General features: G+C 38.2%; 20 protein-coding genes. 13 read left to right on the top strand and 7 right to left on the bottom strand.

From position 1 onward, the window contains the following. Positions 1-111: 111 nt before the first annotated feature. Positions 112-426 (bottom strand): hypothetical protein, encoded by a 315-nt coding sequence (locus tag ACXYMX_RS10925; RefSeq protein WP_459044269.1) that lies wholly within the window; start codon positions 424-426, stop codon positions 112-114. A 170-nt stretch (positions 427-596) separates the two neighbouring features. Here ACXYMX_RS10925 and ACXYMX_RS10920 point away from each other — a divergent pair, with 170 nt between their 5' ends. The 9 genes from ACXYMX_RS10920 (at position 597) to ACXYMX_RS10880 (ending at position 9659) form a co-directional block, all read left to right on the top strand. Then, positions 597-1670 (top strand): M42 family metallopeptidase, encoded by a 1074-nt coding sequence (locus ACXYMX_RS10920; protein ID WP_459044268.1) that lies wholly within the window; start codon positions 597-599, stop codon positions 1668-1670. A gap of 109 nt (positions 1671-1779) precedes the next feature. Next, on the top strand, positions 1780-2301 hold the full coding sequence (locus tag ACXYMX_RS10915; RefSeq protein ID WP_459044267.1) for a DUF84 family protein: 522 nt from the start codon (positions 1780-1782) through the stop codon (positions 2299-2301). 82 nt (positions 2302-2383) lie between these two features. Next, positions 2384-2911 carry a hypothetical protein gene (locus tag ACXYMX_RS10910; protein ID WP_459044266.1) on the top strand — a complete coding sequence of 176 codons (528 nt, stop codon included), beginning with the start codon at positions 2384-2386 and terminating at the stop codon, positions 2909-2911. Positions 2912-2946: 35 nt separating this feature from the next. Continuing rightward, positions 2947-3759 (top strand): DUF1444 family protein, encoded by an 813-nt coding sequence (locus ACXYMX_RS10905; protein WP_459044265.1) that lies wholly within the window; start codon positions 2947-2949, stop codon positions 3757-3759. Beyond that, on the top strand, positions 3759-4364 hold the full coding sequence (gene ytpR, locus ACXYMX_RS10900; RefSeq protein ID WP_459044264.1) for a YtpR family tRNA-binding protein: 606 nt from the start codon (positions 3759-3761) through the stop codon (positions 4362-4364). Before ACXYMX_RS10905 ends, ytpR begins: the two co-directional genes overlap by 1 nt. Positions 4365-4492: 128 nt before the next feature. Next, positions 4493-6976 carry a DNA translocase FtsK gene (locus ACXYMX_RS10895; RefSeq protein ID WP_459044263.1) on the top strand — a complete coding sequence of 828 codons (2484 nt, stop codon included), beginning with the start codon at positions 4493-4495 and terminating at the stop codon, positions 6974-6976. A 117-nt stretch (positions 6977-7093) separates the two neighbouring features. After that, positions 7094-8407 (top strand): UDP-N-acetylmuramate--L-alanine ligase, encoded by a 1314-nt coding sequence (gene murC, locus ACXYMX_RS10890; RefSeq protein ID WP_459044262.1) that lies wholly within the window; start codon positions 7094-7096, stop codon positions 8405-8407. Between the two features lie 158 nt (positions 8408-8565). Next, positions 8566-9027, top strand: a complete 462-nt coding sequence (locus ACXYMX_RS10885) for a DUF948 domain-containing protein (RefSeq protein ID WP_459044261.1) — start codon at positions 8566-8568, stop codon at positions 9025-9027. Between the two features lie 41 nt (positions 9028-9068). Then, positions 9069-9659 carry a YtxH domain-containing protein gene (locus ACXYMX_RS10880; RefSeq protein ID WP_459044260.1) on the top strand — a complete coding sequence of 197 codons (591 nt, stop codon included), beginning with the start codon at positions 9069-9071 and terminating at the stop codon, positions 9657-9659. 209 nt (positions 9660-9868) lie between these two features. Here ACXYMX_RS10880 and ACXYMX_RS10875 read toward each other — a convergent pair whose 3' ends face one another. Next, positions 9869-12016: a cell division protein FtsA gene (locus ACXYMX_RS10875; protein ID WP_459044259.1), complete on the bottom strand. Its 2148-nt coding sequence runs from the start codon at positions 12014-12016 to the stop codon at positions 9869-9871. A gap of 155 nt (positions 12017-12171) precedes the next feature. On the opposite strand from ACXYMX_RS10875, the gene ACXYMX_RS10870 reads away from it, so the two are divergent. Together ACXYMX_RS10870 and ccpA are read left to right on the top strand one after the other, a co-directional pair. Then, on the top strand, positions 12172-13257 hold the full coding sequence (locus tag ACXYMX_RS10870) for a bifunctional 3-deoxy-7-phosphoheptulonate synthase/chorismate mutase (RefSeq protein WP_459044258.1): 1086 nt from the start codon (positions 12172-12174) through the stop codon (positions 13255-13257). A gap of 143 nt (positions 13258-13400) precedes the next feature. After that, complete coding sequence (gene ccpA / locus ACXYMX_RS10865) at positions 13401-14399, top strand: catabolite control protein A (RefSeq protein WP_459044257.1); 999 nt, start codon at positions 13401-13403, stop codon at positions 14397-14399. 139 nt (positions 14400-14538) lie between these two features. On the opposite strand, the gene ACXYMX_RS10860 is transcribed toward ccpA, so the two are convergent. The 3 genes from ACXYMX_RS10860 to ACXYMX_RS10850 are packed head-to-tail and all read right to left on the bottom strand — an operon-like array spanning position 14539 to position 16998. Further along, on the bottom strand, positions 14539-15702 hold the full coding sequence (locus ACXYMX_RS10860) for an acetoin utilization protein AcuC (protein ID WP_459044256.1): 1164 nt from the start codon (positions 15700-15702) through the stop codon (positions 14539-14541). Next, on the bottom strand, positions 15699-16346 hold the full coding sequence (locus tag ACXYMX_RS10855) for an acetoin utilization AcuB family protein (RefSeq protein WP_459044255.1): 648 nt from the start codon (positions 16344-16346) through the stop codon (positions 15699-15701). Before ACXYMX_RS10855 ends, ACXYMX_RS10860 begins: the two co-directional genes overlap by 4 nt. A 19-nt stretch (positions 16347-16365) precedes the next feature. After that, positions 16366-16998 (bottom strand): GNAT family N-acetyltransferase, encoded by a 633-nt coding sequence (locus ACXYMX_RS10850; RefSeq protein ID WP_459044254.1) that lies wholly within the window; start codon positions 16996-16998, stop codon positions 16366-16368. A gap of 173 nt (positions 16999-17171) precedes the next feature. On the opposite strand from ACXYMX_RS10850, the gene acsA reads away from it, so the two are divergent. Next, entirely contained in the window at positions 17172-18893 is a 1722-nt protein-coding gene (acsA, locus tag ACXYMX_RS10845) for an acetate--CoA ligase (protein ID WP_459044253.1), read from the top strand. Positions 18894-18966: 73 nt separating this feature from the next. On the opposite strand, the gene ACXYMX_RS10840 is transcribed toward acsA, so the two are convergent. Beyond that, positions 18967-21951 carry a transglycosylase domain-containing protein gene (locus ACXYMX_RS10840; RefSeq protein WP_459044252.1) on the bottom strand — a complete coding sequence of 995 codons (2985 nt, stop codon included), beginning with the start codon at positions 21949-21951 and terminating at the stop codon, positions 18967-18969. 389 nt (positions 21952-22340) lie between these two features. Between ACXYMX_RS10840 and tyrS the strand changes: the two genes are divergently transcribed. Continuing rightward, positions 22341-23606 carry a tyrosine--tRNA ligase gene (gene tyrS / locus ACXYMX_RS10835; protein WP_459044251.1) on the top strand — a complete coding sequence of 422 codons (1266 nt, stop codon included), beginning with the start codon at positions 22341-22343 and terminating at the stop codon, positions 23604-23606. 153 nt (positions 23607-23759) lie between these two features. On the opposite strand, the gene rpsD is transcribed toward tyrS, so the two are convergent. Beyond that, complete coding sequence (rpsD, locus tag ACXYMX_RS10830; RefSeq protein ID WP_459044250.1) at positions 23760-24362, bottom strand: 30S ribosomal protein S4; 603 nt, start codon at positions 24360-24362, stop codon at positions 23760-23762. Positions 24363-25000 lie beyond the last annotated feature (638 nt).

The following is a 25000-nucleotide window of genomic DNA, read 5'->3' as shown; positions in this document are numbered from 1 at the left end:
GTTCAAATCCTGAATAAGTAGGATTTGAACGGTTTTTGTTAAAATTTATAAAGTGTGCAAGATCATACTATAGTTGACCTAGAAAGTTACTCTGATTGTGAAAAAATTTAATTATGATTTTGTCATTTCAACGACTGTTCCGGTAGATGCATCTGCAACGAATTCGAATTGTTCGAGTTTGCCATTTTTAATTCGTGAAATGCCTCCGCGGTAAACATTCATTTCAATTACATTATTTGTATAAGCTTCAGTTTTCATGACGATCCAAGAACCATCAATAGGACCTTCTTTAATGAATGATTCTTTTACATTTTTTAAAACTGTGTCCGGTGAAATGTTTTGGATTGCGCAATCGAGTGCTTCTTTTACAACGATTCCTGCGGCAACTCCAGTAAGAACACCTGCAAGAAATTCTTTGAGTTTCATTAGTAATCAACCTCCAAATCTGTCTTGCTATCAGTGTACCACAAGAATATGCAACGCTGCATTATTCGAGATTGACTCCGATTTCATTTACCTTAGAATAATAAAGATGGAAACTAAGTTAGAAATCCAATAGACTATTCAGTATAGAACATAATTGGGAGGTCAAACAAGTGAATAATGAAACATTAGCAATGTTTAAAACGTTAACAGAACTCCCTGGTGCCCCTGGGAATGAGCATGCCGTAAGAAAGTACATGCGTAGCGAACTTGAAAAGTACTCTGATGAAATTGTTCAAGATAATCTAGGCGGAATTTTCGGGGTTCGAAAAGGACCGGAGAATAGCCCGCGCATTATGGTGGCGGGTCATATGGACGAAGTAGGGTTCATGGTAAGTGCGATTACAGACAATGGCATGATTCGTTTTCAGCCATTAGGTGGCTGGTGGAGTCAAGTACTATTAGCTCAGCGCGTCGAGATTATTACTGATAACGGAGCTGTTACAGGTGTCATAGGTTCCATACCACCACATTTATTGAGTGATGAAGTCCGAAATAAGCCGATGGATATTAAAAATATGCTCATTGATATTGGAGCAGATGATAAAGAAGATGCACTTTCCATTGGCATACGCCCAGGTCAGCAAATTGTTCCTATCTGCCCATTTACACCATTAGCAAACGAGAAGAAAATTCTTGCGAAAGCATGGGATAATCGTTATGGTTGCGGATTAGCAATTGATTTACTAAAAGAAGTTCATGGAGAAAAATTACCAAATACGATTTATTCAGGCGCAAATGTTCTAGAAGAAGTAGGTTTACGTGGAGCTCAAGCTGCCGCAAACATGATAAACCCTGATTTGTTCTTTGCGCTAGATGCGAGCCCTGCGAATGATGCATCAGGGGATAAAAATGAGTTTGGCCAATTAGGAAAAGGGACATTACTACGAATTTTAGATCGTTCTATGGTTACGCACCGTGGACTCCGAGAATTTATTCTTGATACTGCAGAAACGAATAATATTCCTTACCAGTATTTCATTTCTCCTGGTGGAACAGACGCTGGCCGTGTTCATATTTCGAATGAAGGCGTCCCTAGTGCGGTAATTGGAATTTGTTCTAGATACATTCATACATCTGGATCCATAATTCATACAGATGATTATGCCGCGGCGAAAGAACTACTAGTTAAATTAGTTAAGGCTTGCGATAGAACGACAATTGATTCGATTAAGAGCAACGTTTAACATAGACTTTTTTCGTTTAAGGATATCTATTAATTTTTATGAACCGCTCCCAACTCCGAAGAGTTTATAGGGGCGGTTTTCTATTAGAAATTGCAAAGGAGGTAAAGAAATGGAGTTTATTATTGGATCTAAAAACAAAGCGAAAATTAAAGCGGTCAAAGAAGCGTTGGAAAATCATTTTCCTGATGCGGTTGTATATTCTGAAGAAGTAGGTTCCGGCGTTTCAGAGCAACCTTTCGGAGAAGAAGAGACAAGGATAGGTGCGATAAATCGTGCGCTACGGGCAAGTGGTTATAAAAAGGGTGCAATTGGTATAGGACTAGAAGGTGGCGTTCGGATCATTGAAGGAAAAATGTATTTGTGTAATTGGGGAGCGCTTGCCCTTTCAGATGGAACGAAGTTTACTGCGGGTGGCGCACAAATCCCGTTACCTCTAAGTATCGCAACAGAATTAATCGAAGGAAAAGAACTTGGTCAAGTAATCGAGCATTATTTTGATGCGACGGATATACGTAATAATGAAGGTGCAATAGGTATGCTAACTGCGGGAGTTGTCAATAGAGATGATCTATTTACCCATATTTGCAACTTGCTTATCGGTCAATTGAACTATTATCTTCAGGATTTATGAATCCTAAGGTTTGCAACTACGCACTAATATCATTAAAATGAGAGTATATGCGAATGTTAAACGATTGATTGGAGGAAAACGAATGCACCGAACGTGGAAAGTCTTATTCCTATTTTCACTATCCATCTTTTTTTTATCGGGGTGCATGGCGTCATTGGAAGAAAAAGCTGATGACGGCATAAATGCTGCGAAGGAAACGTTTTATTCGGATTCAAAAGATCAAACAGATGAAATTGAAGGTATTAAATTATATAAGCCGGCGGGATTTACAGTTAATAATAGTTCAGTTCCTCAGAATATAGTTTTGAATCGTAAAAATGAAACGTTCATCTTATTTGTTAATCCTAACGAGAAAGAGAGTAGTCGTCTTTTTTATGAACTTTTGCTTGCAGATACGAGTAAGGAGATTTTAGCAGAAGAATCATTTGAAAAAGAAGATTCTTTTGGCTTTGCAGCAGTACTCAAAAGTGGAAATGAAAAATCTGAACTTGTAGAACTAGTTGTTAGTGTCGGTGGTACGAAGATGACGACAATAGGTAAGAAGAAGTTTACTGAAGATTTGACGCAAATGATGCAAATTGTCCAATCAATCAAGCAAGATAAAGAATAGTTAATGTGTATTATTTGAATGGAGGAAATTAAGTAATGAAGTCTGGAGAATTAATAGAGATATTGAAAAAGCGTCTTCCTACAGAACATTTCCAATGGGATTTCGATAGAACGACGGAAAAAGTTCGACTTGAACACAAAATGTTGAAAAGAGGAATGGACATTTCGCTTCCAGAAATCATTTCAAGATACAAACAAAAAAAAGAAGCAGCAATTGATGAGATTGTGTATACAATCGATGAAACATTTAAAGCGATGGAGCGGGAACACGTTGAAGGATTTAAAGGGATGCGTACAATTTATCCAGTTATCAGATCAACTTCATTTCCTAAAGAAACGTCACTAGGTAAGCGTTTTATTATGAAAGAACATACTGCAGAAACTCGTATTTACTATGCACTTGATTTAGGAACAACTTACCGACTAATTGATGAGGGCATGTTAGAGGAAATTGGTTTAACTGAAACTGAGTTAACAGAAGCTGCGCTGTTCCGGGTAAGGTCTTTACCAACAGCTATGAAAAAAGATGAAGTAGATGGAAATTTGTACTATTTTGTAAACAATAATGATGGCTATGATGCGAGTAGAATATTGAACAGCTCGTTTCTCAAAGAGATGGAAGCGAAAATTGAAGGTCATATGACTGTTTCAGTCCCTCACCAAGATGTCCTAATCATTGGTGATATTAGAAATGATACTGGCTATGATGTGCTTGCACAAATGACAATGCATTTCTTTACAACAGGATTGGTTCCGGTAACTTCAATGTCATTTATTTATGAGGATGGAAAGTTAGAACCTATATTTATTATGGCTAAAAATCGACTTGCAAGAAGGGAAAGAAAGTAATGAATGTATTTTACAATAAACAAGGTGTAGGCGATGTGCTACTCGTACAACTTACTACCGAAGAACCTAAAAGTATAAAGATAGAGGAAAATAGAGATGTAACATTAATTAGGGATGAAAAAACAGAAGAACTTGTAGCTTTCAATATTTTTAACGCATCGACTTACCTGAAAACAGATGCTGTTGGAAAAGTGGATCTAAACGATGACATCCTTGAGAAAATTAAACTTGCGCTTATTAAAAATGAAGTGAAGATTGAGTTAACCGTGGATTTGTCGCCCAAATTTGTAATTGGACATGTATTGAAAAAAGAAAGTCATCCTAATGCCGATAAACTATCTGTTTGTACAGTTGATATTGGAGCAGAAAGCCTACAAATCGTATGTGGTGCATCCAATATAGATGCGGGACAAAAAGTAGTTGTAGCTAAGGTGGGAGCAGTTATGCCCTCAGGAATGATCATTAAGGATGCTGAATTACGCGGTGTTCCTTCATCAGGAATGATTTGTTCAGCTTCCGAACTAAATTTACCGAATGCTGAAAAAGGAACAGGTATATTAGTTCTTGAAGATGATGCGAAAATTGGAGATTCATTTAACGGTTAAAGTTAATAGCTAAAGAGTAGAAAAACGTATCCAAAAAGGATGCGTTTTTCTTTTTTTATACAATCATTTGATTTTGTGCAATAACTACTGTTAAAATAGAGAGATTGATATTGGAAGAAGTGATTGTTTTGAGTTGGTATAGAAGGATAGTAAGCCGTATATTTAATACGCTTGAAGATGAAAAAGAACCTGAATTTAATGAAGTAGATAATAAAAATAGTACTGAGAATCAAAATGGAAAGACCGAAAGGCCGAAATTCAGATTTCCGATTATTACAGATGCTGAGATATACGGATGGGAAGAAACTGAACACGTAAATAAAGTGTACGATACGGAAAGTCCGTTAAATGGGCCAGATGAAGACCTGGATGAATTTGAACCGACACCGTTATATAAGAATGAAAGATGGTTAGGTGACCACCGAGAGGGAAAGGTATTTAGGGCCGGTGACAAACATAAATATCAAAGTGAACCAACAATAAAGGACGATTTATTTATGTCATCTAAAGTTGTTACGGAGTCGCAACCTCATACTCATAGAGCCGAGTCGATTCAGAAGCGTTCAAGTCGGCCATTCACACCAACAGATGTCCCGTCGCCTATACATGGATATAAGATTCCGATAAAAGAAAAAGTAAGCGAAACAGTAAAGTTAGAGGATGAAGTCGTTCAATTTGTTGAAAGTGAAAAACCTTCGATAAGTAACAATTTCCAACCAGAACTATTTAACGATCAACCGATGGAAACAGTCGGTCCGGAAGATAGAGTAGAACAAGAACTTGATGTGTTAAAGGGAATTCTTACGGAAGAGAAAACCTCAATCCAAGTTATAGAAGAAAATAAGTCATTTGACGAAGAGAAGCTTGAAACTGTCGAAGAGGTAGTTTCGTCGAAGTCAGAAGATAAATCACTTGAAGAGGTAGAAGAGATAGAAGAGATAGAAGAGATAGAAGAGATAGAAGAGATAGTAGAAGAAGTCGAAGTCGAAGAAGAAATAGAAGAAGCAGAAGAGGTACTAGAAGTCCAAGAAGTGATTGAAAAAAAGAAAGAACGAACGGTTCCTTTTAATGTAATGATGTTAAAATCAGACAAAGAGAAATTAGCTAAATCTAAACCGGTAGAAAAAAAAGCTTACATTGAAACAACTAGTCCGATTGAAAACCATAGCGAAGAAGAACCTTACTATGCTTTCCCTTCTATCGACTATTTAATACCACCGGAAACACAAATAGAAGATACAGACTGGCTCACATCTCAATCAGCAAAATTAGTAGAAGCGTTGTCTCATTTTGCTGTTCAGGCAAACATCATCGAAGCGGTACAAGGTCCTACAGTAACCCGTTTCGAACTAACAGTCGGTCAAGGAACAAAAGTGAGTAAAATAAGAAACCTTACTGATGACCTCAAACTTGCCTTGGCGGCCGAGGATATTAGAATTCAAGCTCCAATTCCAGGGAAAAGTTCAATAGGTATCGAAATACCAAATCGAACAACTAGGCCCGTTAGAATATCTGAAGTTATTTCCACTCAGGAATTTCAAGAGTCGACTTCGCCTTTAGAGGCGGTTTTAGGGCTCAGTCTGACTGGAGAACCTGTCACAATTGATTTACGTAAAATGCCACATGGAATGATTGCAGGAGCAACCGGGTCTGGTAAATCCGTGTGCATTAACTCATTACTTGTAAGTTTGCTGTACAAAGCATCTCCATACGATTTGAAAATGATGCTTATTGATCCGAAGATGGTTGAGTTAGCTCCTTTTAACGGTATACCGCACTTAATTAGCCCGGTGATTACAGATGTTAAGGCGGCAACAGCTGCATTGAAATGGGCAGTTGCAGAAATGGAGCGCCGATATGAATTGCTTGCCCACACAGGAGTTAGAGATATAGAGAGATACAATAAAGTTGTTATGGAAAGCAGACGCTATTCATTGAAAATGCCGTACCTACTTATTGTAATTGATGAACTGGCCGATTTAATGATGATGGCCCCTGCGGACGTCGAAATTTCAATTAGTCGTATTACTCAGAAGGCACGAGCATGCGGAATTCATTTAATTATAGCTACTCAAAGGCCATCGGTGGACGTAATAACCGGAACGATAAAAGCGAATATACCGACAAGGATTGCTTTTTCTGTATCCTCACAAATCGATTCCCGTACAATTATAGATATTCAAGGCGCGGAACGACTTCTTGGTAAAGGGGATATGCTTTACCTTGGGAATGGCCAATCTTCTGCTTCTAGGCTACAAGGGACATTTGTCACGGACGATGAAATCGAACGTATAATAGAACATGTTCAAAGAGAAGCATCGCCTACGTATTTGTTTGGTCAGGACGACTTGCTAGCAAGTGCAGTAGAGGAAGAAGAAGCAGATTCACTTTTTGAGGAAGCGTGTCAGTTTATTTATGAACAAGAAAGTGCATCGACGTCGTTATTGCAACGTAATTTTAGTATTGGTTATAACCGTGCCGCCAAATTGATGGATCGAATGGAGAAAAAAGGTTTTATTTCAGGTCAAAGAGGTAGTAAAGCGCGGGATGTATTTCTGACCGAAAAAGATCTTGTTAAACTGACGGAACCAATCGAACGACTCATATATTGAGACATCTATTCTTGTAACTTTAGGCGGTTAAATGTTTTGCATAGGTCATGATATAATAGGGTATAGATAGTTAAGAATTAAAGTGAGGGAACCAATAAGGTCCCAGGAGGTTGCACTATGACATTGTTTTATTTTACAGGGATTAAAGGTTCTGGAATGAGTTCGCTCGCACAAATTTTACATGATTCTGGGCATACTGTGCTTGGTTCAGATGTGGAAACACATTTTTTTACCGAAGATCCTTTGCGTGAAAGAGGCATTCAAATTCTTCCGTTTAGTGAGGAAAATATTAAAGTAGGAATGACTGTTATAGCAGGGAATGCATTTTCTGACAATCATCCAGAACTTATCAAAGCACGTGATTTAGGATTGAGTGTAGTTCGTTACCATGACTTTTTAGGAAGCTATATGAAAGACTTTGTTTCAATAGGTGTAACTGGTACACATGGTAAGACTTCAACAACCGGGTTACTTGCTCATGTACTAGCTGGTCATGCACCATCCTCTTACTTAATCGGAGATGGGACAGGAAAAGGTGAAGATGAGGCGGATTATTTTGTTTTTGAAGCTTGCGAATATAAAAGGCACTTCCTTGCTTATGAACCTGACTATTTAATTATGACGAATGTTGATTTTGATCATCCCGATTATTTTAAAGACTTGGATGATGTTTTAGATGCTTTTGGAGCGGTTGCTCTTCAAGTGAAAAAAGCAATAATTGCTTGTGGTGATGATATGAATTTGCAGGGGATTCATGCAAATGTTCCTGTTGTTTATTATGGGTTTGGTGAATCAAACGATTTTGCTGCAAAGAACATAGTTAAAAATTCATCAGGATCAACATTTGATGTTTTTGTTCGCAATGAGTTTTATTATACATTTACGATTCCGTTAGCTGGCGACCACGCGATACTTAATGCATTGGGAGTTATAGGTCTTTGTCATTACGAAGGGGTGCAGGCTTTAACGATTCAAGAAGGGCTATCTTCTTTTCATGGAGTGAAGAGACGGTTTTCTATTATTGAAAATGCGGATTGTGTAATTGTAGACGATTATGCGCATCATCCAACTGAAATTCGAGCAACAATACAAACTGCGAAACAAAAATATCCGGATCAGGAAATTATTGCGATTTTTCAGCCTCATACATTTACAAGAACCGCAGCGCTCCTTGAAGAATTTGCGGAAAGTTTGAAAATGGCAGATCATGTTTATTTATGCGACATTTTTAGTTCTGCACGCGAGAAAACGGGTAGTATAACGATTGAAGAATTGATTAAGAAAGTTCCAGATGCTAGTTATCTTAAGCTTGAAGATATAAGTGTACTAAAACAACACGGATCAGCAGCTTATTTATTTATGGGTGCTGGTGATGTCCAAAAATATTTAATTGCCTTTCAATCCTATCTAAAAGAAAATGAAACAGCCTAATCCATTTTGGGTAGGCTGTTTTATCAAATTCGTATTAAATAAAAAAGGGAAATGGTGGAGTATGTCGAAGAAGTTCTATAGGCTTAGTATAATAACTGTTTAGTATATTGAAATATGGGGTAAACAATAGTTATGACTTTAAATAGAGGAGGGATGTTTTGGAGAGTTTGTTGTACATAGCGGCGATTATTGCTGCAATCGCATTTTTAATACTATGCGTAAGTTTAGCAATGACATTATTTTCAGTGAAAAAAACACTTCAAACCGTTTCGGGAACATTAGACGGCTTAACTGTTCAACTCGAAGGAGTCACCACTGAGACTACAGCTTTGCTACAAAAGACAAACCATTTAGCTGAAGATATTCAACAAAAATCAGAAAAACTAAATTCGGTTGTTGATGCTGTAAAAAATGTTGGAAATTCGGTAAGCGGTTTGAATTCATCTGTTCAAAGAGTTTCAAATTCAATTTCGATTGAGGCGGAACGAAATAGTGATAAAGTTGCTCAAGTAATTCAGTGGAGTAACGTTGCTATAGATGTTTTTGACAAAGTGAAAAAGCGTAAGTCTCAAAGTACTGGATGGACAAGTTATGTTCCGGATAGTGGTAAGAAAAAATAATTCAGGGTATTAGTAGTTTCAAAAAATAGGAGGAATTTATGATGACAATTGAAAACAACACAAAACCAAACTATAACGAGTATGTAAACGATAGGCAGAACGAGTATGACAGAGGCTATACGGACGCTATGTATGACGAATATGAAGATTCAAACGCAAGTAGCTTTTTAGTAGGAGCTCTTGTTGGTGGTGTAATTGGCGCTGCAGCTGCACTTTTCTTAGCTCCTAAAACAGGTAAGGAAATGAGAGACGATTTGTCTGAACAAGCAGTTCATCTAAAAGATAAGAGCATTGAAATTAGCTCTGTCGCTAAAGAGAAAGCTGTAGAATTAAGCTCTGCAGCAAAAGAAAAGGCGACTGAATTCTCTACAGTTGCAAAAGAAAAAACAGGAGAAGTATCAAAAACGATTCAGGAACAATCGGAGCATTTAGTTGATAAGGTAAAATCGATGAAGTCAAAAACGACTGTTCCTATGGATGATGGAACTGTATCCTCTGAAGGGGAAGAAGCAGTTGAATATATTGACATTGCTGCCGATAAAGTTGAAGCAGCACTTGAGGCAACTGAAGAAGAGTTAACTGCTACAGAGGAAGCGTTAAAAAAAGCGGTTCTTAAAACAGAAAAAGAATAAGAATAATTAAGTAAAGCCCGTAAGCTAGAGAAAGTCTAGCTTACGGGCTTTTTTATTTGGTCTAAACAGGCGCTTGCGCTTTTGGTTACGTCTAATCTCCAGCGCCTAGCCCCTCGAGGTCACAATCTACTTGACTAGGTTGGCTAGTACGCCAACTAGGTCAAGATCTTGTGCTTGTCGGGGCTAACCAAGCGCTTTCGCTTTTGGTGTTACTCTGTAAAGGTGATTTCTAGTTTATCTCCGCCGTAGATGGGGTCGTTGAATCCTATAGGTGTACCATTTCTTATTAGCTGGTAGCTTCCGATCTGGTTTTTCGGCAAACTATAATCAATAAAGGCGAATAAATCACTAAATGTAATCGGGCCTGTGGAAATTGATTTCATTTCAATTCGATCATTTTTATTAACTTTTGTATCACCATCAACAAGTTGCCCATTTATTTCGAATTGGATTCTAGCTTTTTTAATGGGGACATCGTTTCCATTAAATGATACCGTAATCTTATCAATTGGATTTTTGCCAGCTTCAATGGCAACTGCTGTCGCAGTTGGTAATGAAGGGCGAGTTAACTTTACTGCATCCCCATTTTTTAATACATAGGAAGGTGCAATAGGTAATCCATTTATGTGAAATATTGGTGCCTGATTCTTTAAAATTACGGATTTGCCATCAATACTAACAGTAAATGTTTCAGCTGAAAGTAGATGAGCAAGATTCGTTTTTTTCAATGCAGTTGAAAGTGTTAGTGGGTGACTTACTAAAATACAATCTCGATCTGCTATTGACGATTCCATCGACATTTGTGCTCCATTTATTACGACTTTTGGCTTTAGAGAGACTGCAATGTTATCAATTATTACATGAATAGGCTTTAACTCCTCAAACAAATCATTAGGAGTAGCTTGTGCATTCTTTCCATCTTTTCCTTGGATAATTTTTATAGAGTCTCCATTTACGATGCCATCTTTTGTACTTGCGATTTTCCCGTTCAATGTAATTGTGGACGGTGTACCATGCTCACCCGGAATAATCATATCCTTCCCGTTAACTGTAATTGTCATTCCGAGTCCAGGTTTACCATAAAGTTGACTACTCTTTATTCTAGTTGCAAGTAAAGCGTCGCTTACAGTCATTTCTTTCAATTCAAAGAGTCTAATAGATTTATCGTTCACACTAACCGACATATAGTGGATAGGTGCTCTTCTAGCAGCAATCGCAATTCCGATAGGGGTAACTAATTCTGGAGAAGAACTAATGTTTTGATTCATAGTTACGCCCGATAATGCTTCAAGTCCACGAATTCCAACTCTGTTGGCAGGTAAATTTAGAAAATTACTAATTTCTATTGTGATGTCAGGGGTTAGGCTTCCACCACCAACAACCATGACTGCTTGTGGAGACTTCCCGTTATTAAGTTGAATGATTTCCTGGGAAATCGATTGCGCGAGTCGATTAATTGACGGTTTAATAATAGTAATAACTTCTTCAGATGAGACTTTTTGTTCGAAACCTAAAATGTCTGATATAAGCACTTCAGATTCAGTTGTAAGTTGCCTCTTGGTTAATTCTGCAGACTGGAAATCAAGTAAATAATGACTACTTAGTGCATCGGTAATTTCGTCTCCTGCTAAAGGTACCATGCCATAGGCAACGACTGTGCTGTTGTTCGTTATAGCAATGTCCGAGGTTCCAGCACCAATATCAACAAGTGCTACATTGAGTCTCCGCATGGATTGTGGAATAAGAACATTTATAGCTGCGATTGGCTCAAGTGTTAAAGCCTCCATCTCAAGGTCCGCGCGTTTCAAGGCGGCTAGCAACGATTCAACAACGACTTGGGGCAAGAAGGTTGCAATGACATCAACGGAGGCTGAGCGACCTGTTTGGTCTATCAGGCTGCCTATCACTTCACCATCAAGCTTATGGTGAAGTACGGAATAACCAACACAGTAATAATACTCTTCTGTAGTTGCTGGGTTTTGAGGGAATAAGTTTTGTTGGGCATGTTGAACAGCTGCAAGTTCAAGTCGATTAACATCTTCGGTCGAAATTAATGAACTTTCAGTGATATCAATTGACATAGAACCGTTAACTGTTTTCAAAGCCCTACCAGCGGCAGCGACACTTACCCGTTTGAGAGGACCATGCTTTACCTCAAGAGTTTTCTTTATTTCTTGAATAACATTAGCAACACTTATTATATTATGTATTTGTCCATCAATCATTGAACGTTCTTTATGTTCTATAGAGATTAAGTCGGCAACGTGGTAACTGCCTTCATTTTCATTTAGAATTATTCCTACAACCGATCTTGTGCCGATATCTAGTGCGAATAAAGAAGTAGACAAAATCTTCACCCTTTCTGTATGCAAAAAAACTTATTTAGTGTAAATAGTAAGATAATGCGTGACTTTTCAATTTGTTATCCTTATAATAGGTCTATTATCTAAAAATGTACCATACATTCCAAGCTTCTGAAAGGAAATGTTATGGACAAGAGAGGAGACGGACAATGAAACAGCATGATTTAGAAAAGTTGCGTGGCCGTGTAGATGATTTGAACATTAAGGTATTGGATTTGATTAATGAAAGAACTTCCCTTGTTCAGGAAATCGGGAAAGTAAAAGAGAAGCAAGGTGTAAACCGATACGACCCGATTCGTGAGCGTGAAATGCTTAATTTCCTAAAAGAATCTAACCAAGGTCCGGTTCCTAATGGGGTTTTAGAACAGATTTTTAAAGGGATTTTCATGTCTGCTTTGGAGATACAAGAAGACGATCAGCGAAATGCATTGCTCGTTTCTCGTAAAAGAAAAGCTGAAGATACAATAGTGAATATTAATGGAACAAAAATTGGTGATGGGACAACTTCATTTATTTTTGGACCATGTGCTGTAGAATCTTACGAGCAAGTGCTAGCAGTTGCTCATGCCATCAAAGCAAAAGGACTTACAATGATAAGAGGAGGGGCATATAAGCCAAGAACTTCCCCTTATGATTTCCAAGGCCTTGGTCTTGAAGGTTTAAAAATATTGAAAAGAGTTGCTGACGAAACTGGATTATCAGTTGTTACTGAAATTATTACGCCTGCACATCTAGAAGAGGCGTTAGAGTATATTGATGTAGTCCAAATTGGTGCGCGCAACATGCAAAACTTTGAGTTGTTAAAAGAAGCAGGTTCGATTAATAAACCAGTTCTTTTAAAGCGTGGGTTAGCGGCAACAATTGATGAGTTTATACATGCAGCAGAATATATAATTTCAAAAGGAAATAGCAATATTATCTTGTGTGAACGTGGAATCCGTACATACGAACGTGCTACTCGTAATACGTTAGATATTTCAGCTGTTCCTATTTTGAAGCAAGAAACACATCTACCAGTTTATGTAGATGTAACGCACTCAACAGGTAGAAAAGATTTGCTAATCCCTACAGCGAAAGCCGCAATTGCAGTTGGAGCTGACGGTGTAATGGCGGAAGTTCATCCAGATCCAGCAGTTGCACTTTCTGATTCAGCGCAACAAATGAATATAGAGGAATTCGATGAATTTTACTCAGAAATGTTGAATTTTATGAAAACGCACGTTACGACTTCATGATTCAAACGCCGGACCATTTATGGTTCCGGCGTTTTATTTAGCTTAAAGTATGATAGAATCTAAATAAAGGCATCGAACTTTTGTCTGGGAGAGTTAAGATGGTTTGTGCATAAATTAAATTATTGGCAAAGAGGGTATGAATTATGGCTATTACGATTTATGATGTTGCAAGGGAAGCTAATGTTTCAATGGCAACTGTTTCACGAGTAGTAAATGGTAACCAGAATGTGAAACCTGCAACTAGAAAACGAGTGCTTGATTGTATTGAGCGACTAGGCTATCGTCCGAATGCGGTTGCTAGGGGATTAGCGAGCAAGAAAACAACTACAATTGGTGTTATTGTTCCAGATATTTCAAATAACTTCTATGCTGAGCTTTCAAGAGGCATAGCAGACGTTGCCACGATGTACGAATACAATATAATTTTGTCTAACTCAGATAAAAGGGCAGATCGTGAAGTAGATTTACTAGTTGACCATTTTGGAAAACAGGTCGACGGTCTTATTTTTATGAGCGACTCTATAACTGAAGAAGCAAGAAAAGAGATGTCAATGGCTTCTGTTCCAGTCGTATTAGCAGGGACATTGGATAAACAAAATCAATTTGCTACGGTAAATATTGATTATGAAGAAGCTGCCTATCAAGCGGTAAAGAGACTTGTTGACAATGGGCATAAACGTATTATTTTTCTGACGGGTACTCTCACTAAAGATATCAACAGAGACTGTAAAAAAGTCGGCTATGAAAGAGCACTAAAAGAAGCTGGTATAAGTGTTGATGAAAGTTTAGTTACAGAAATTGACAATACGTATGATAGTGCATATGAAAGTTGGAAGCAGATTCGCGAAATCTCTGATAGGCCAACAGCTATTTTTGCTGGCAATGATGATTTGGCAGTAGGTGTTCTAAATGGAATTCGTGATGATGGTCTTTCGGTTCCTGATGACTTTGAGCTTGTTTGTTTCGAACATTCAAATTTACCTAGAATTGTTCGTCCTCAACTTACTTCAGTAGTGGTTCCGTTGTATGATTTAGGTGCAGTTGCCATGCGACTTCTTACAAAATTGATAAATGAAGAAGAAGTCGATGAAGAAGAAGTAGTTATTCCATTTAGATTTGAAAGTAGAGATTCAGTTAAGTGAAATAGATATACAATGTAAAAAGGGACTGCTCGGCCATCGGAAACCTAACGATGTGTTGACCACAGTCCCTTTTTATATTTCTTTATTAATATAACCTTTAATATTAAGGATTTCAGATGTTTTATATGGAACTCTTCAATCAATTTACTTCTTCGTTGCGGATTATATGTAAACTTCGATCACGCATTTGTGCATTTTTTTCAGTTATTTCTGTTTTTCGCGGGATTGGTTCATATAGTGGATCTGGATCTTCCCACGTTGAAATTAATGGTACGGGAGATTGGTCTTGCCAAGTGTTGAGCCAGTCTTTCGGGAGTGGGCCGGTTGGTTCTGGATCATTTTTCATTGCCAGCCAAATATGAGCCCAGGCTCTTGGTACAACGCGCCATATATCGTAACCGCCACCTCCTACAGCAATCCAGCGACCTTCACAATGTTCTTCAGCTACATCACGAGCGATACGAGGAATCTGTTGAAAGAGATTCATCGTCCCATAGAGATGTGTGAGTGGATCAAAATAATGAGCGTCCGCTCCATTTTGTGTCAAAATGACATCTGGTTTGAAATGTTGAGTAACCTCAGTTATTGCAGTTTTATAAATGTCGAGAAAAGATTCATCTTCAGTAAATGCATCGATTGGAAAGTTGAAAGTTGTTCCGTATCCAGCACCATTGCCTCGTTCAGTAATATTTCCTGTTCCAGGGAATAAGTAGCGTCCTGTTTCATGAATTGAAAGTGTGCAAGCTGTTGGGTCATCGTAGAAACTCCACTGCACGCCATCTCCATGATGCGCATCGGTATCTATGTAGAGTACCCGCGCTCCGTATTTTTCCTGCATATATTTAATCGCAACGGAACTATCATTATATACGCAAAATCCTGAAGCTCGTCCCTTAAAGCCATGATGAAGCCCACCGCCAAGGTTAAGGGCGTGCTTAGCGCGACCTTCCATCACTTCATCCACGGCCGTTAAAGTACCACCGACAAGCATTGCGCTGGCTTCGTGCATATTGGGGAAAATAGGTGTATCCTCTGTGCCAATACCATACACCTCACCAACCTCTGAACTAATTAATCCTTTGCCGGCTTTTTTTACGATATCAATAAACTTAGCATCATGGTTTAATAGCAATTCCTGATCAGTTGCCATACGAGGTGCGACAATGTCACTATCACTAATCGAACCCATTTTTTTCAATAAATCTAAAGTAAGTGTAAGTCTTTTTTGGTTGAATGGGTGGCTGTCAGAAAAAGAGTAATCCAGTTGCTCTTTAGAGTAGATAAAAACAGCGTCCTTCTTCATAAATCTATTCCTGGTACATTAGGCCATAAGACAGTGAAACCACTTTCCTTTAACCCATCAATAATTTTAAGGGGATTCATCGTTTTAATGCGAACGACGAGAATTTTATTAGATGCGTTTTCTTTATCAGGATAGACAAGGACACTTAATACATTTGTTTTATGTTCATGAAAAACCTTGGAAACCTCAAAAAGAATTCCAGGAGTGTTAGGGACACGAACTTCTATTTGTGAGCCAGGTTGATGTGCTCCAGTCAACTCGATATATTTATAAAGCAAATCGGTTTCTGTAATGATACCTACAAGTTTATTATTCGATACAATTGGTAAGCAACCTATTTGATTATCATAAAAAATAACGGCGGATTCTTCTACAAAATCCATAGGATGACCTAGAATTGGATTCTTGGTCATAATATCTCCAAGTAACATCTCATAAACGCGGTGGTCTTTAGCATCCGAGAAAACGGAGGGAACCGCTTCTTTTAGATCTCGATCGGTAACAATTCCTACGACTTCACCGTCTGAAGTTACAATAGGTAGGTGTCGGATTTTCTCCACACGCATCATCCGTAGAGCATCATTTACAGTGTTATCTGGTGTAAGTGAGATTACACTTTTCTTCATTATTTCTTCAATTAACATAGTGAGTGCCTCCTTTGCTTCAATACATAAATCGGTTCATAAAGCGTAAGCTATCAAACTGTTGGACAGAATCGGGGTGAACTCTTTTACCAATTCTAGCCATTAAACAGTTTGCAGGATGCGAACTGATTTCTGGATCATCGGTTGCATAGTACTCAAGACCACCGGCATTCATCATTTTCTCCATTATTTTTCGATATTCCCATACGTTTAATTTTGTCCCTTTTAAATCCCAGTGCCAGTAATATTCGGTTGTTAAGATGATGTAATCTTCCATCGCATCATCCATCATAGAAACTCTTAAGAGGGTTTTTCCAACTCCGCCTCCACGAAACTTAGGGATTACTTCGATTGCACCAAGTTCGATTAAATCCTTCATATTTCCCTCGGACCACCGTTCAAGTGGGTCTGGGTACAAATAGGTTGCATACCCTACTACTTGATTTAATTCACGGACGATTATAATACGCCCCTCTGGAAGTCCAGCGATGCCTATAAGCGCCTTATGTTGTTGTGCAGGTGGCCTAAACGCAACTAAATCCTCGTGAAAATCTAATTTAGCCAATTCATCCTGAGTAATGGGTCCTTCAACAATAATATCTCCATTTTTATGCTTGATTTCCATTGCATTATACGTTTTTACATGTTCCATTAAAAGCACCGCCTCACATTAAATACATATAATTCTAGTATACAACAAAATCGATGTAAGAATGAAGATAGAGGTGTATTAATTTATAAGTATTTATAATAATAAAATAATTAACAAATTTCGTTCCTTGTATTGTAGAATAGAACATGTACTAGTTTGAAAGGGTGAGAAGAATGTTATTGAAAACGCTACCAGTTGTTAAAGGGAAATATCAGTTGGAAAATTATGAACTTACCAATGCAGAATTTAATTGGAAAGACGCTGAAAAAGAATTTAGTTGGTTTGAAAGTGGAAAAGTAAATATTGCATATGAATCCGTGGACCGTCATGCCGAATCCTATAGAAAAAATAAAGTTGCACTTTTTTACAAAGATTCTGAAAGAAAGGAATCGTATACGTATCATGAATTAAAGAAAATGACGAATAAAGCAGCAAACGTTTTTAGAAATCAGTCATCCCTCGAAAAAGGAGATCGACTATTTGTTTTTATGCCCCGCTCACCGGAGTTATATTTTTCATTACTTGGTGCATTAAAAATGGGAGTTATTGTTGGTCCGCTTTTTGAGGCATTTATGGAGGGTGCTGTTTTTGATCGTTTACTTGATAGTGAAGCAAAAGCGATAGTAACTACTCCTGAACTATTAAAACGTGTTCCTGTTGAAAAGCTACCTCATCTTCAAACTATTTTTCTAGTTGGAGAAGATATTCAAGAGACAGGAAAAACGATAGATTTCAATAACAGGCTGGCTAGCGCATCTCCTTATTTCGATATTGAATGGATGGATAGGGAAGATCCTACGTTGCTACATTATACGTCTGGTTCTACAGGGAAGCCAAAAGGTGTTGTTTTAGTTCAAGAGGCGATGATTCAGCAGCTACAGACAACGCGCTGGGTTCTAGACCTTAAAGATGAAGATGTATATTGGTGCACAGCAGATCCAGGATGGGTGACAGGAACAGTGTATGGCTTATTCGGACCTCTTCTTAATGGAGCAACCAATCTTGTTCTTGGCGGAAGGTTTTCTCCGGAAAAATGGTACGAGGCGATTGAAGAATATGGCGTGACAGTTTGGTACAGCGCTCCAACGGCTTTTCGTATGTTGATGGGAGCTGGTGAAGGTCCACTCCGTGCGCATGATTTGAAATCACTAAGGCATGTTTTATCAGTAGGGGAACCGCTAAATCCAGAAGTGATTCGCTGGGGGATGGATTCATTCAACTTAAGGATTCACGATACGTGGTGGATGACAGAAACAGGCGCACATATGATTTGTAATTACGCTTGTTTACCAATCAAACCAGGTTCAATGGGAAAATCCATCCCAGGAATTACTGCAGCAATTATAGACAATCAAGGGAATGAGCTTCCTCCAAATGAGATGGGGAACCTTGCAATTAAAAAGGGTTGGCCCGCAATGATGCGCCAGATATGGAATAATCAGGAACTCTATGAATCTTCTTTCATGAATGGTGAATGGTACATTACTGGAGATTCGGGATATATGGATGAAGAAGGGTATTTCTGGTTCCAGGGGCGAGTTGATGATGTAATAATGACAAGTGGTGAGCGAGTAGGTCCATTTGAAGTAGAAAGTAAACTACTTGAACATCCAGCAATCGTTGAAGCTGGTGTAATTGGTAAACCAGATCCGGTTCGCGGTGAAATTATTAAAGCATTTGTAGCTCTTCATGAAGGTTATTTCCCTTCTGAAGAACTGAAAAAAGACATCCAACAATTTGTAAAAAAAGGACTTGCGGCACATGCAACTCCTAGAGAAATTGAGTTTAAAGATAAGTTACCAAAAACAAGAAGTGGTAAAATTATGCGCAGAGTACTGAAATCATGGGAACTAAAGTTACCATCAGGCGACTTATCGACAATGGATAACGACTAACGAATTTATGCTATTTTAAAAATGCCTGTTCATACACAATGTCATTGTGTATGAACAGGCATTTAGTTTTTTGTTAATCACCGTCGGGGACATCCTTGTCTTCATCAGCAGGCGGAGAAGTAGGTTTATCCTTATCCTTATCCTTATCCTTATCTTTATCGTTAGGGGGAGTAGGTTTTTCTGTATTCCCATTATCTGGTGGAGTCGTTGGTTTGCTAGGTGGTGGTGTGGCTTCACCTTCTCCAGTTGAATCATCCTCAACAGGAGGTGGAACTTCTTCGACTACTTCTTTTTCAATCGTTACTATATTCGATGGATCTGATTGCAATCCCGTAATATCAACTGCACGTACGAAGTAGGAACCTTCGTTAAATGTGTAAGTATTAGCATCATTGTCACGTATCGTAGCTACGCGTGAACTACTTCCTGCGTTCAGTGCATACACATAATAGCCGATTACATCATTCGATCCGGAATTGCCCCACGTCATTGTATTATTAGTCAAGGTGACTTGAACACTAGCAGGTGGAACGTTATCTGCATCAAATGACTTTCCAGCTATAACATTTTTGGAAAAGCTAGAGTTTTCCGAGAATAAATAAGCAGAATCACCACCAAAAGGTGAAAGCATTCGGTCGATGAATTCTTGACTTATTCCGACGCCTCCTGGAACAACAAATTCCGAAGGTGTTTGCGGTAAAGCTCGGTATTTTTCTCCATTCATCGAAACGTATGATGATGAGATAAGGCTGTCATCGGCCTTATTTGGTAACATGACTTTTGCGTTAAAGAGGTCTGATCGAACAAGTCCCGCTGCAGAACATGCGTCCGATGGTGCTAGGCCTGATATTCCGCAAAATGACCTGTTGACAACCCCTTCTGGTACTTGAAATTTAGAACCCGCACCAACGATATCAGGTATGACATTATTTAATCCATTCATTAATTTTGCGAAAAAGATGTTCGTTCGCGTACTTGGTTGTCCATATCTATTTGAATAGGCTCTGAGACTTGTTGCTTGTTCTTTATAACCCATCCAAACCCCTACAGTGACATTAGGATTATAACCCATAAGCCATGAATCGCCGAAGCTTTGTGTAGTACCGGTTTTAGCAGCAATGTCAGCATTGAAATTCAAATTTCTTTTCATAGTTGTTGCTGTACCATGGGTTAGAACATCTCGCATCATATCTGTAATGATATAAGCTGTTTGAGGACTGAATACTTCAACCGGATTAACCTGATGTTTATAGATAAGGTTGCCTTGCATATCTTCAATCTTTTCAATCATATACGGTTCAATATATTGTCCGCCATTTGCAAATGTAGCAAATGCGCCTGTATTCTCCTGAACCGTGACTCCTTCATTGATTGCACCTAAAGCTAGCGTTAAGTTTTGATAATCAATTTCTTTGAGTTTGGAAAACCCCATTTTAGCTAAGAAATCTGCTGGACGCTTATCAATAATTTGCTCATACAATCTTGTAGTTGCAACGTTTTGCGAACTTGCTAAAGCTTCTCGTGCTGGAATAATTCCAAGCTGTTGTTTTGGAGAAAAATTATAAGCTGTATAACTCTTACTACCGTATTTTGTAGTTTTAAATAAAACATCGACAACGGGACTTCCTGCACCAATGTGCCCATACTCAATCGCCGGTGCGTAAACTAGAAGTGGTTTCATTGTTGATCCGTTTTGACGATATGCTTGAGATGCATGGTTTTGTTGAGTAATTTTAAAATCGCGACCACCAATAAATGAAAGGATACGACCTGTACTATTCTCAATGGCCATACTACCTATTTGTACAGGATTGAGAACTTCTTTTTCTTCCCCTGTATCTTCATCTTTTTCTGTGGAAGTGTACGTATGTCCAAAGTTTTCATAATTGTCTTTAATATCTTGCCACTCATCATATACATCTTTCTTAATGGTCGAATGAATTCGATAGCCATCTACCCTCATGGATCGCTGTGCCAATATTTTATATTTGTCACGGAGCTTATCTTCCAAAGAAAGCCGATTAGGGTCGATGCCATCTTTTTCTGCAAGTACCTTTGCTAAAATATCTATTGTATTTCTTTGAATTTCCATCGTTAAATCAGGGTATCTTTCGCTTGCGCGTTGCATAGGTGCTCGAAAGTCCTGTGTAATATCATATGCAATCGCTTCGGTATATTGTTGTTCTGTAATATACCCAGTTTCTTTCATTCGGAATAGCACCGTTTTCATACGATCTATTCCTGGTTTAAGATTCTTCGGCTCTTTTACCCCTTGGTTTTTGCTGTAGAAAGGAGTATAAGCGAATGGGGCTTGAGGTATTCCAGCAATGTATGCTGCTTGAGGCAACGTCAAATCTTTTGCTTTAACGTTAAAAATACCTTCTGCAGCTGTTGCGATACCAGCAATGTTTTGTCCAACTACGTTTCGTCCGTAAGGAATGATATTTAAGTAAGCTTCAAGAATTTCATCTTTTTCCATGAAATGTTCAAGGCGCATGGCGAGAAGAATTTCTTTTGCTTTTCGTTCATATGAAACTTCATTTGTTAAAATCTGATTTTTAATCAATTGCTGTGTAAGTGTAGATCCACCAGTTTGACTATCCGAATTCGTTACATCTTGAAGTAAGCCTCGAAAAATAGCTTTTGGAACAATACCTTCATGAGTTTCGAAATATTCATCCTCGGTAGCTAATACGGCATCAATGACATATTGTGAAACATCTTTAAGTTTTATTTCTTTTCGTTCGAGATCTGCATTTACTTTACCAAGATACACATTATCTGCTAAAAAGATTTCAGACGTTTCCTCATAAGTGAAAATATGATCACGCATTTCCTGTTTTGAACGAAGCGGCTCTTTAGATACGAGTGATGCAAAGTAACCTGCTCCAACTGAAGCCGCAAAAACAGAAAGTGTCATACCAAAGATGATGAGAAGAATACCTAAGTTCCAAACGACCCCAGATGTAATTCGCAACGCCTTTAGCCATTTCGTTTGTGTCAATGTGTCGATTTTATTTTCTATAAGTTTAATCGGATTTTTTTTCTGTTCGCTCAACGTAAATACCCTCCTTAAATCCTTCTTATTATATCATATTTTAAGACGATGCAAGGAATAATCATTGACATATTGAGATTTTGATATAATATTAAAGTTATATTGTATTTCACATGATGAAACAGTCGAAGTAGTGGCGGTTGGGCCGTATAGAGAGGCAGCGGGTGGTGGAAGCTGTTCGGGAAATCGTTCATGAATTACAGCTCTGGAATGTGACGTTAACGCAGCGATAATGCGTATAAGCGGAGAATTTTTCTAATTCTCAAGCTGGGTGGTACCGCGTTAATCTACTAATTAGCGTCCCTGCATGATTATTAATCGTGCAGGGGCTTTTTTTATTTAAACGCATAATCCACGTATCTAAATACGACTTTCAGGAGGAATAGATGATGAAGAACGAATTAATTGAAGATTTAAAGTGGAGAGGTTTACTATACCAACAAACGGATGAAGAAGGGTTAAAGGAACATTTAAACAAGGAAAAGATTTCACTCTATTGCGGGGTTGATCCAACTGCTGACAGTATGCATATTGGACATATCGTTCCATTGTTAACGCTTCGCAGGTTCCAGCAACATGGACATCGACCAATCCTTCTGGTAGGTGGAGCAACTGGAATGATTGGGGATCCATCGGGTAGGTCTGAAGAAAGAGTTCTTCAAACGACAGACCAAATTGATGAGAACGTTGCAGGCATAAAAAAACAAATGGAACAAATTTTTGATTTTGATGCAGAGAATGGCGCACAAATGGTCAATAATAATGACTGGATTGGGTCGTTAAGTGTTATAGAATTTTTACGTGATTTTGGAAAACTTCTCGGCGTAAATTACATGCTTGCAAAAGACAATGTTGCTTCACGTCTAGAGGATGGAATTTCGTTTACAGAGTTTTCGTATATGCTGATTCAAGCAATTGATTTCAATCACCTATATAACAACTATGGTTGCCGTGTGCAAATTGGTGGATCTGATCAGTGGGGGAATATTACTACGGGTCTTGAAATCATTCGTAAAACACACGAAGAAGAAACAAAAGCATTTGGCATTACGATTCCACTTGTTACGAAAGCGGATGGAACGAAATTCGGAAAAAGTGCAGGCGGCGCAGTATGGTTGGATGCAGCAAAAACTTCACCGTATGAATTTTATCAGTTCTGGATAAACACAGCCGATGCAGATGTCGTTAAGTATATGAAGATATTTACATTTATAGAGAGAAATGAAATCGAAGCGTTGGAAGTTTCTGTTCAAGTGGAACCTCATTTACGAAAAGCACAACAGACACTTGCTGAGGAAATGACTCGGTTGATTCATGGACAAGAAGCATTGGATCAAGCGATTCGGATTTCGAAAGCATTATTCAGTGGAGATTTAAAAGCGTTAACTGCGGATGAAATGAAAGATGCGTTCAAAGATGTGCCTTCATTTGAAATGACTAAAGAAGATAAAAACATTGTCGATTTGATAGTGGAAGCGGGTGTATCTCCGTCAAAACGTCAAGCACGTGAAGATGTAACGAACGGCGCGATATCATTGAACGGTGAACGAATAATTGATACGGCATATGAAGTGAATTCCGTTGACCGCTTAGAAGACGCATTTACAATTGTAAGACGCGGTAAGAAAAACTATAAAATGATTAAATTTATATAAACAATAAACGAAAGGACTGTCTGCGAAGGCGTCCTTTTTATTGTGGAAGAATAGATAGACGCTACTGAATGGCTGAAATTTATAAAAAAACCTTGAAAGTTGATAAAATCAACTTTCAAGGTTTTAGATACTGTCATTTGCAACACACTTAGATTAACGTGAGTAGTATTCAACGATAAGTTGCTCGTTGATTTCTGCTGCAAGTTCACTGCGCTCAGGTAAACGAACGAATGAACCAATTTTTGACTCTTCGTTGAAAGTAACATATTCAGGAACAAAGTTGCTCACTGAAAGTGCTTCGTTAACAACGTCAAGGTTCAATGATTTCTCACGAAGAGAAATTTCTTGACCTGGTTTAACGCTGAATGAAGGGATGTCAACGCGCTTGCCGTCAACCAATACGTGGCCGTGGTTAACAAGTTGGCGAGATGCACGACGTGTGCGTGCAAGACCCATACGGTAAACTACGTTATCAAGACGAGTTTCAAGAAGAATCATGAAGTTCTCACCGTGTTTACCAGGCATTTTACCTGCTTTGTCGAACATTGTTTTAAATTGACGTTCGTTCACTCCGAACATAAAGCGAAGTTTTTGTTTTTCTTGTAATTGCATTCCATACTCGGAAAGTTTTTTACGTTGGTTAGGACCGTGTTGTCCTGGTGCGTAAGGACGCTTTTCAATTTCTTTACCTGTGCCGCTTAGTGAAATACCAAGACGACGGGATAGTTTCCATGCTGGACCTGTATAACGAGCCATGAATGACTCCTCCTCTAATTTGGTTTTATTTTATGGTATTTCCAAAAAAAACATACTTTGGAAATGTTCTTTTGTAAAATAAGAACCAGATGCGTTCAATCCACTAGCCATTCTATAATCTTGCATCTTCGCCTCCGCAGCCAGGAGGTTACGTGATACACCTTCTAAAAGGAACAGACTGGACAAGTTGGAACACACAACTGCTGCAACTATTTTACATAAGTACTATCATAGCAATTTGGGATGCAAGAGTCAAGAGGAACTAGCTTAGCTTTAAATTTAAGATAACGAAAGAAAGCGGTAGATAAAGTAGTATATATGGATTAAAATTGGTATATTAGGCATGAAATAGAATTACTGGCACATAAAAACATGAATATTAATTTTGTTTAATTCAAGGATATTAATGTCTTGTAGAGAAGTTAGTAGAGTAGTGAAGAAACGAAAGAACGCTAAAGTGAAATCTGAAATTAAAAGTTTCAAGAAATTTAAAGGTAAATTGCAACAATAAGTTAGCCACCTAGATAAAATCCAGTGTATTTATGAATGGGGACTGTTTTCGCCCACCCTTAGAAAGCTGTTTTGACCTTGAACTTATTTCTGAAATGTTAAGCTAATTTTGCTAACTCTTGTTCAAA

Source organism: Sporosarcina sp. CAU 1771 (assembly GCF_054482775.1).
The sequence above is the reverse complement of the archived record's forward strand: the minus strand, read 5'-3'. Positions and strand labels throughout refer to the sequence as shown.

Excerpts from the sequence above, each read along its gene's own strand:
- ACXYMX_RS10925 (WP_459044269.1), bottom strand. The coding sequence starts at position 426 with ATGAAACTCAAAGAATTTCTTGCAGGTGTTCTTACTGGAGTTGCCGCA.
- ACXYMX_RS10915 (WP_459044267.1), top strand. The coding sequence starts at position 1,780 with ATGGAGTTTATTATTGGATCTAAAAACAAAGCGAAAATTAAAGCGGTC.
- ACXYMX_RS10910 (WP_459044266.1), top strand. The coding sequence starts at position 2,384 with ATGCACCGAACGTGGAAAGTCTTATTCCTATTTTCACTATCCATCTTT.
- ACXYMX_RS10905 (WP_459044265.1), top strand. The coding sequence starts at position 2,947 with ATGAAGTCTGGAGAATTAATAGAGATATTGAAAAAGCGTCTTCCTACA.
- ytpR (WP_459044264.1), top strand. The coding sequence starts at position 3,759 with ATGAATGTATTTTACAATAAACAAGGTGTAGGCGATGTGCTACTCGTA.
- murC (WP_459044262.1), top strand. The coding sequence starts at position 7,094 with ATGACATTGTTTTATTTTACAGGGATTAAAGGTTCTGGAATGAGTTCG.
- ACXYMX_RS10880 (WP_459044260.1), top strand. The coding sequence starts at position 9,069 with ATGACAATTGAAAACAACACAAAACCAAACTATAACGAGTATGTAAAC.
- ACXYMX_RS10870 (WP_459044258.1), top strand. The coding sequence starts at position 12,172 with ATGAAACAGCATGATTTAGAAAAGTTGCGTGGCCGTGTAGATGATTTG.
- ccpA (WP_459044257.1), top strand. The coding sequence starts at position 13,401 with ATGGCTATTACGATTTATGATGTTGCAAGGGAAGCTAATGTTTCAATG.
- ACXYMX_RS10860 (WP_459044256.1), bottom strand. The coding sequence starts at position 15,702 with ATGAAGAAGGACGCTGTTTTTATCTACTCTAAAGAGCAACTGGATTAC.
- ACXYMX_RS10855 (WP_459044255.1), bottom strand. The coding sequence starts at position 16,346 with ATGTTAATTGAAGAAATAATGAAGAAAAGTGTAATCTCACTTACACCA.
- ACXYMX_RS10850 (WP_459044254.1), bottom strand. The coding sequence starts at position 16,998 with ATGGAACATGTAAAAACGTATAATGCAATGGAAATCAAGCATAAAAAT.
- acsA (WP_459044253.1), top strand. The coding sequence starts at position 17,172 with ATGTTATTGAAAACGCTACCAGTTGTTAAAGGGAAATATCAGTTGGAA.
- tyrS (WP_459044251.1), top strand. The coding sequence starts at position 22,341 with ATGAAGAACGAATTAATTGAAGATTTAAAGTGGAGAGGTTTACTATAC.
- rpsD (WP_459044250.1), bottom strand. The coding sequence starts at position 24,362 with ATGGCTCGTTATACAGGTCCAGCATGGAAACTATCCCGTCGTCTTGGT.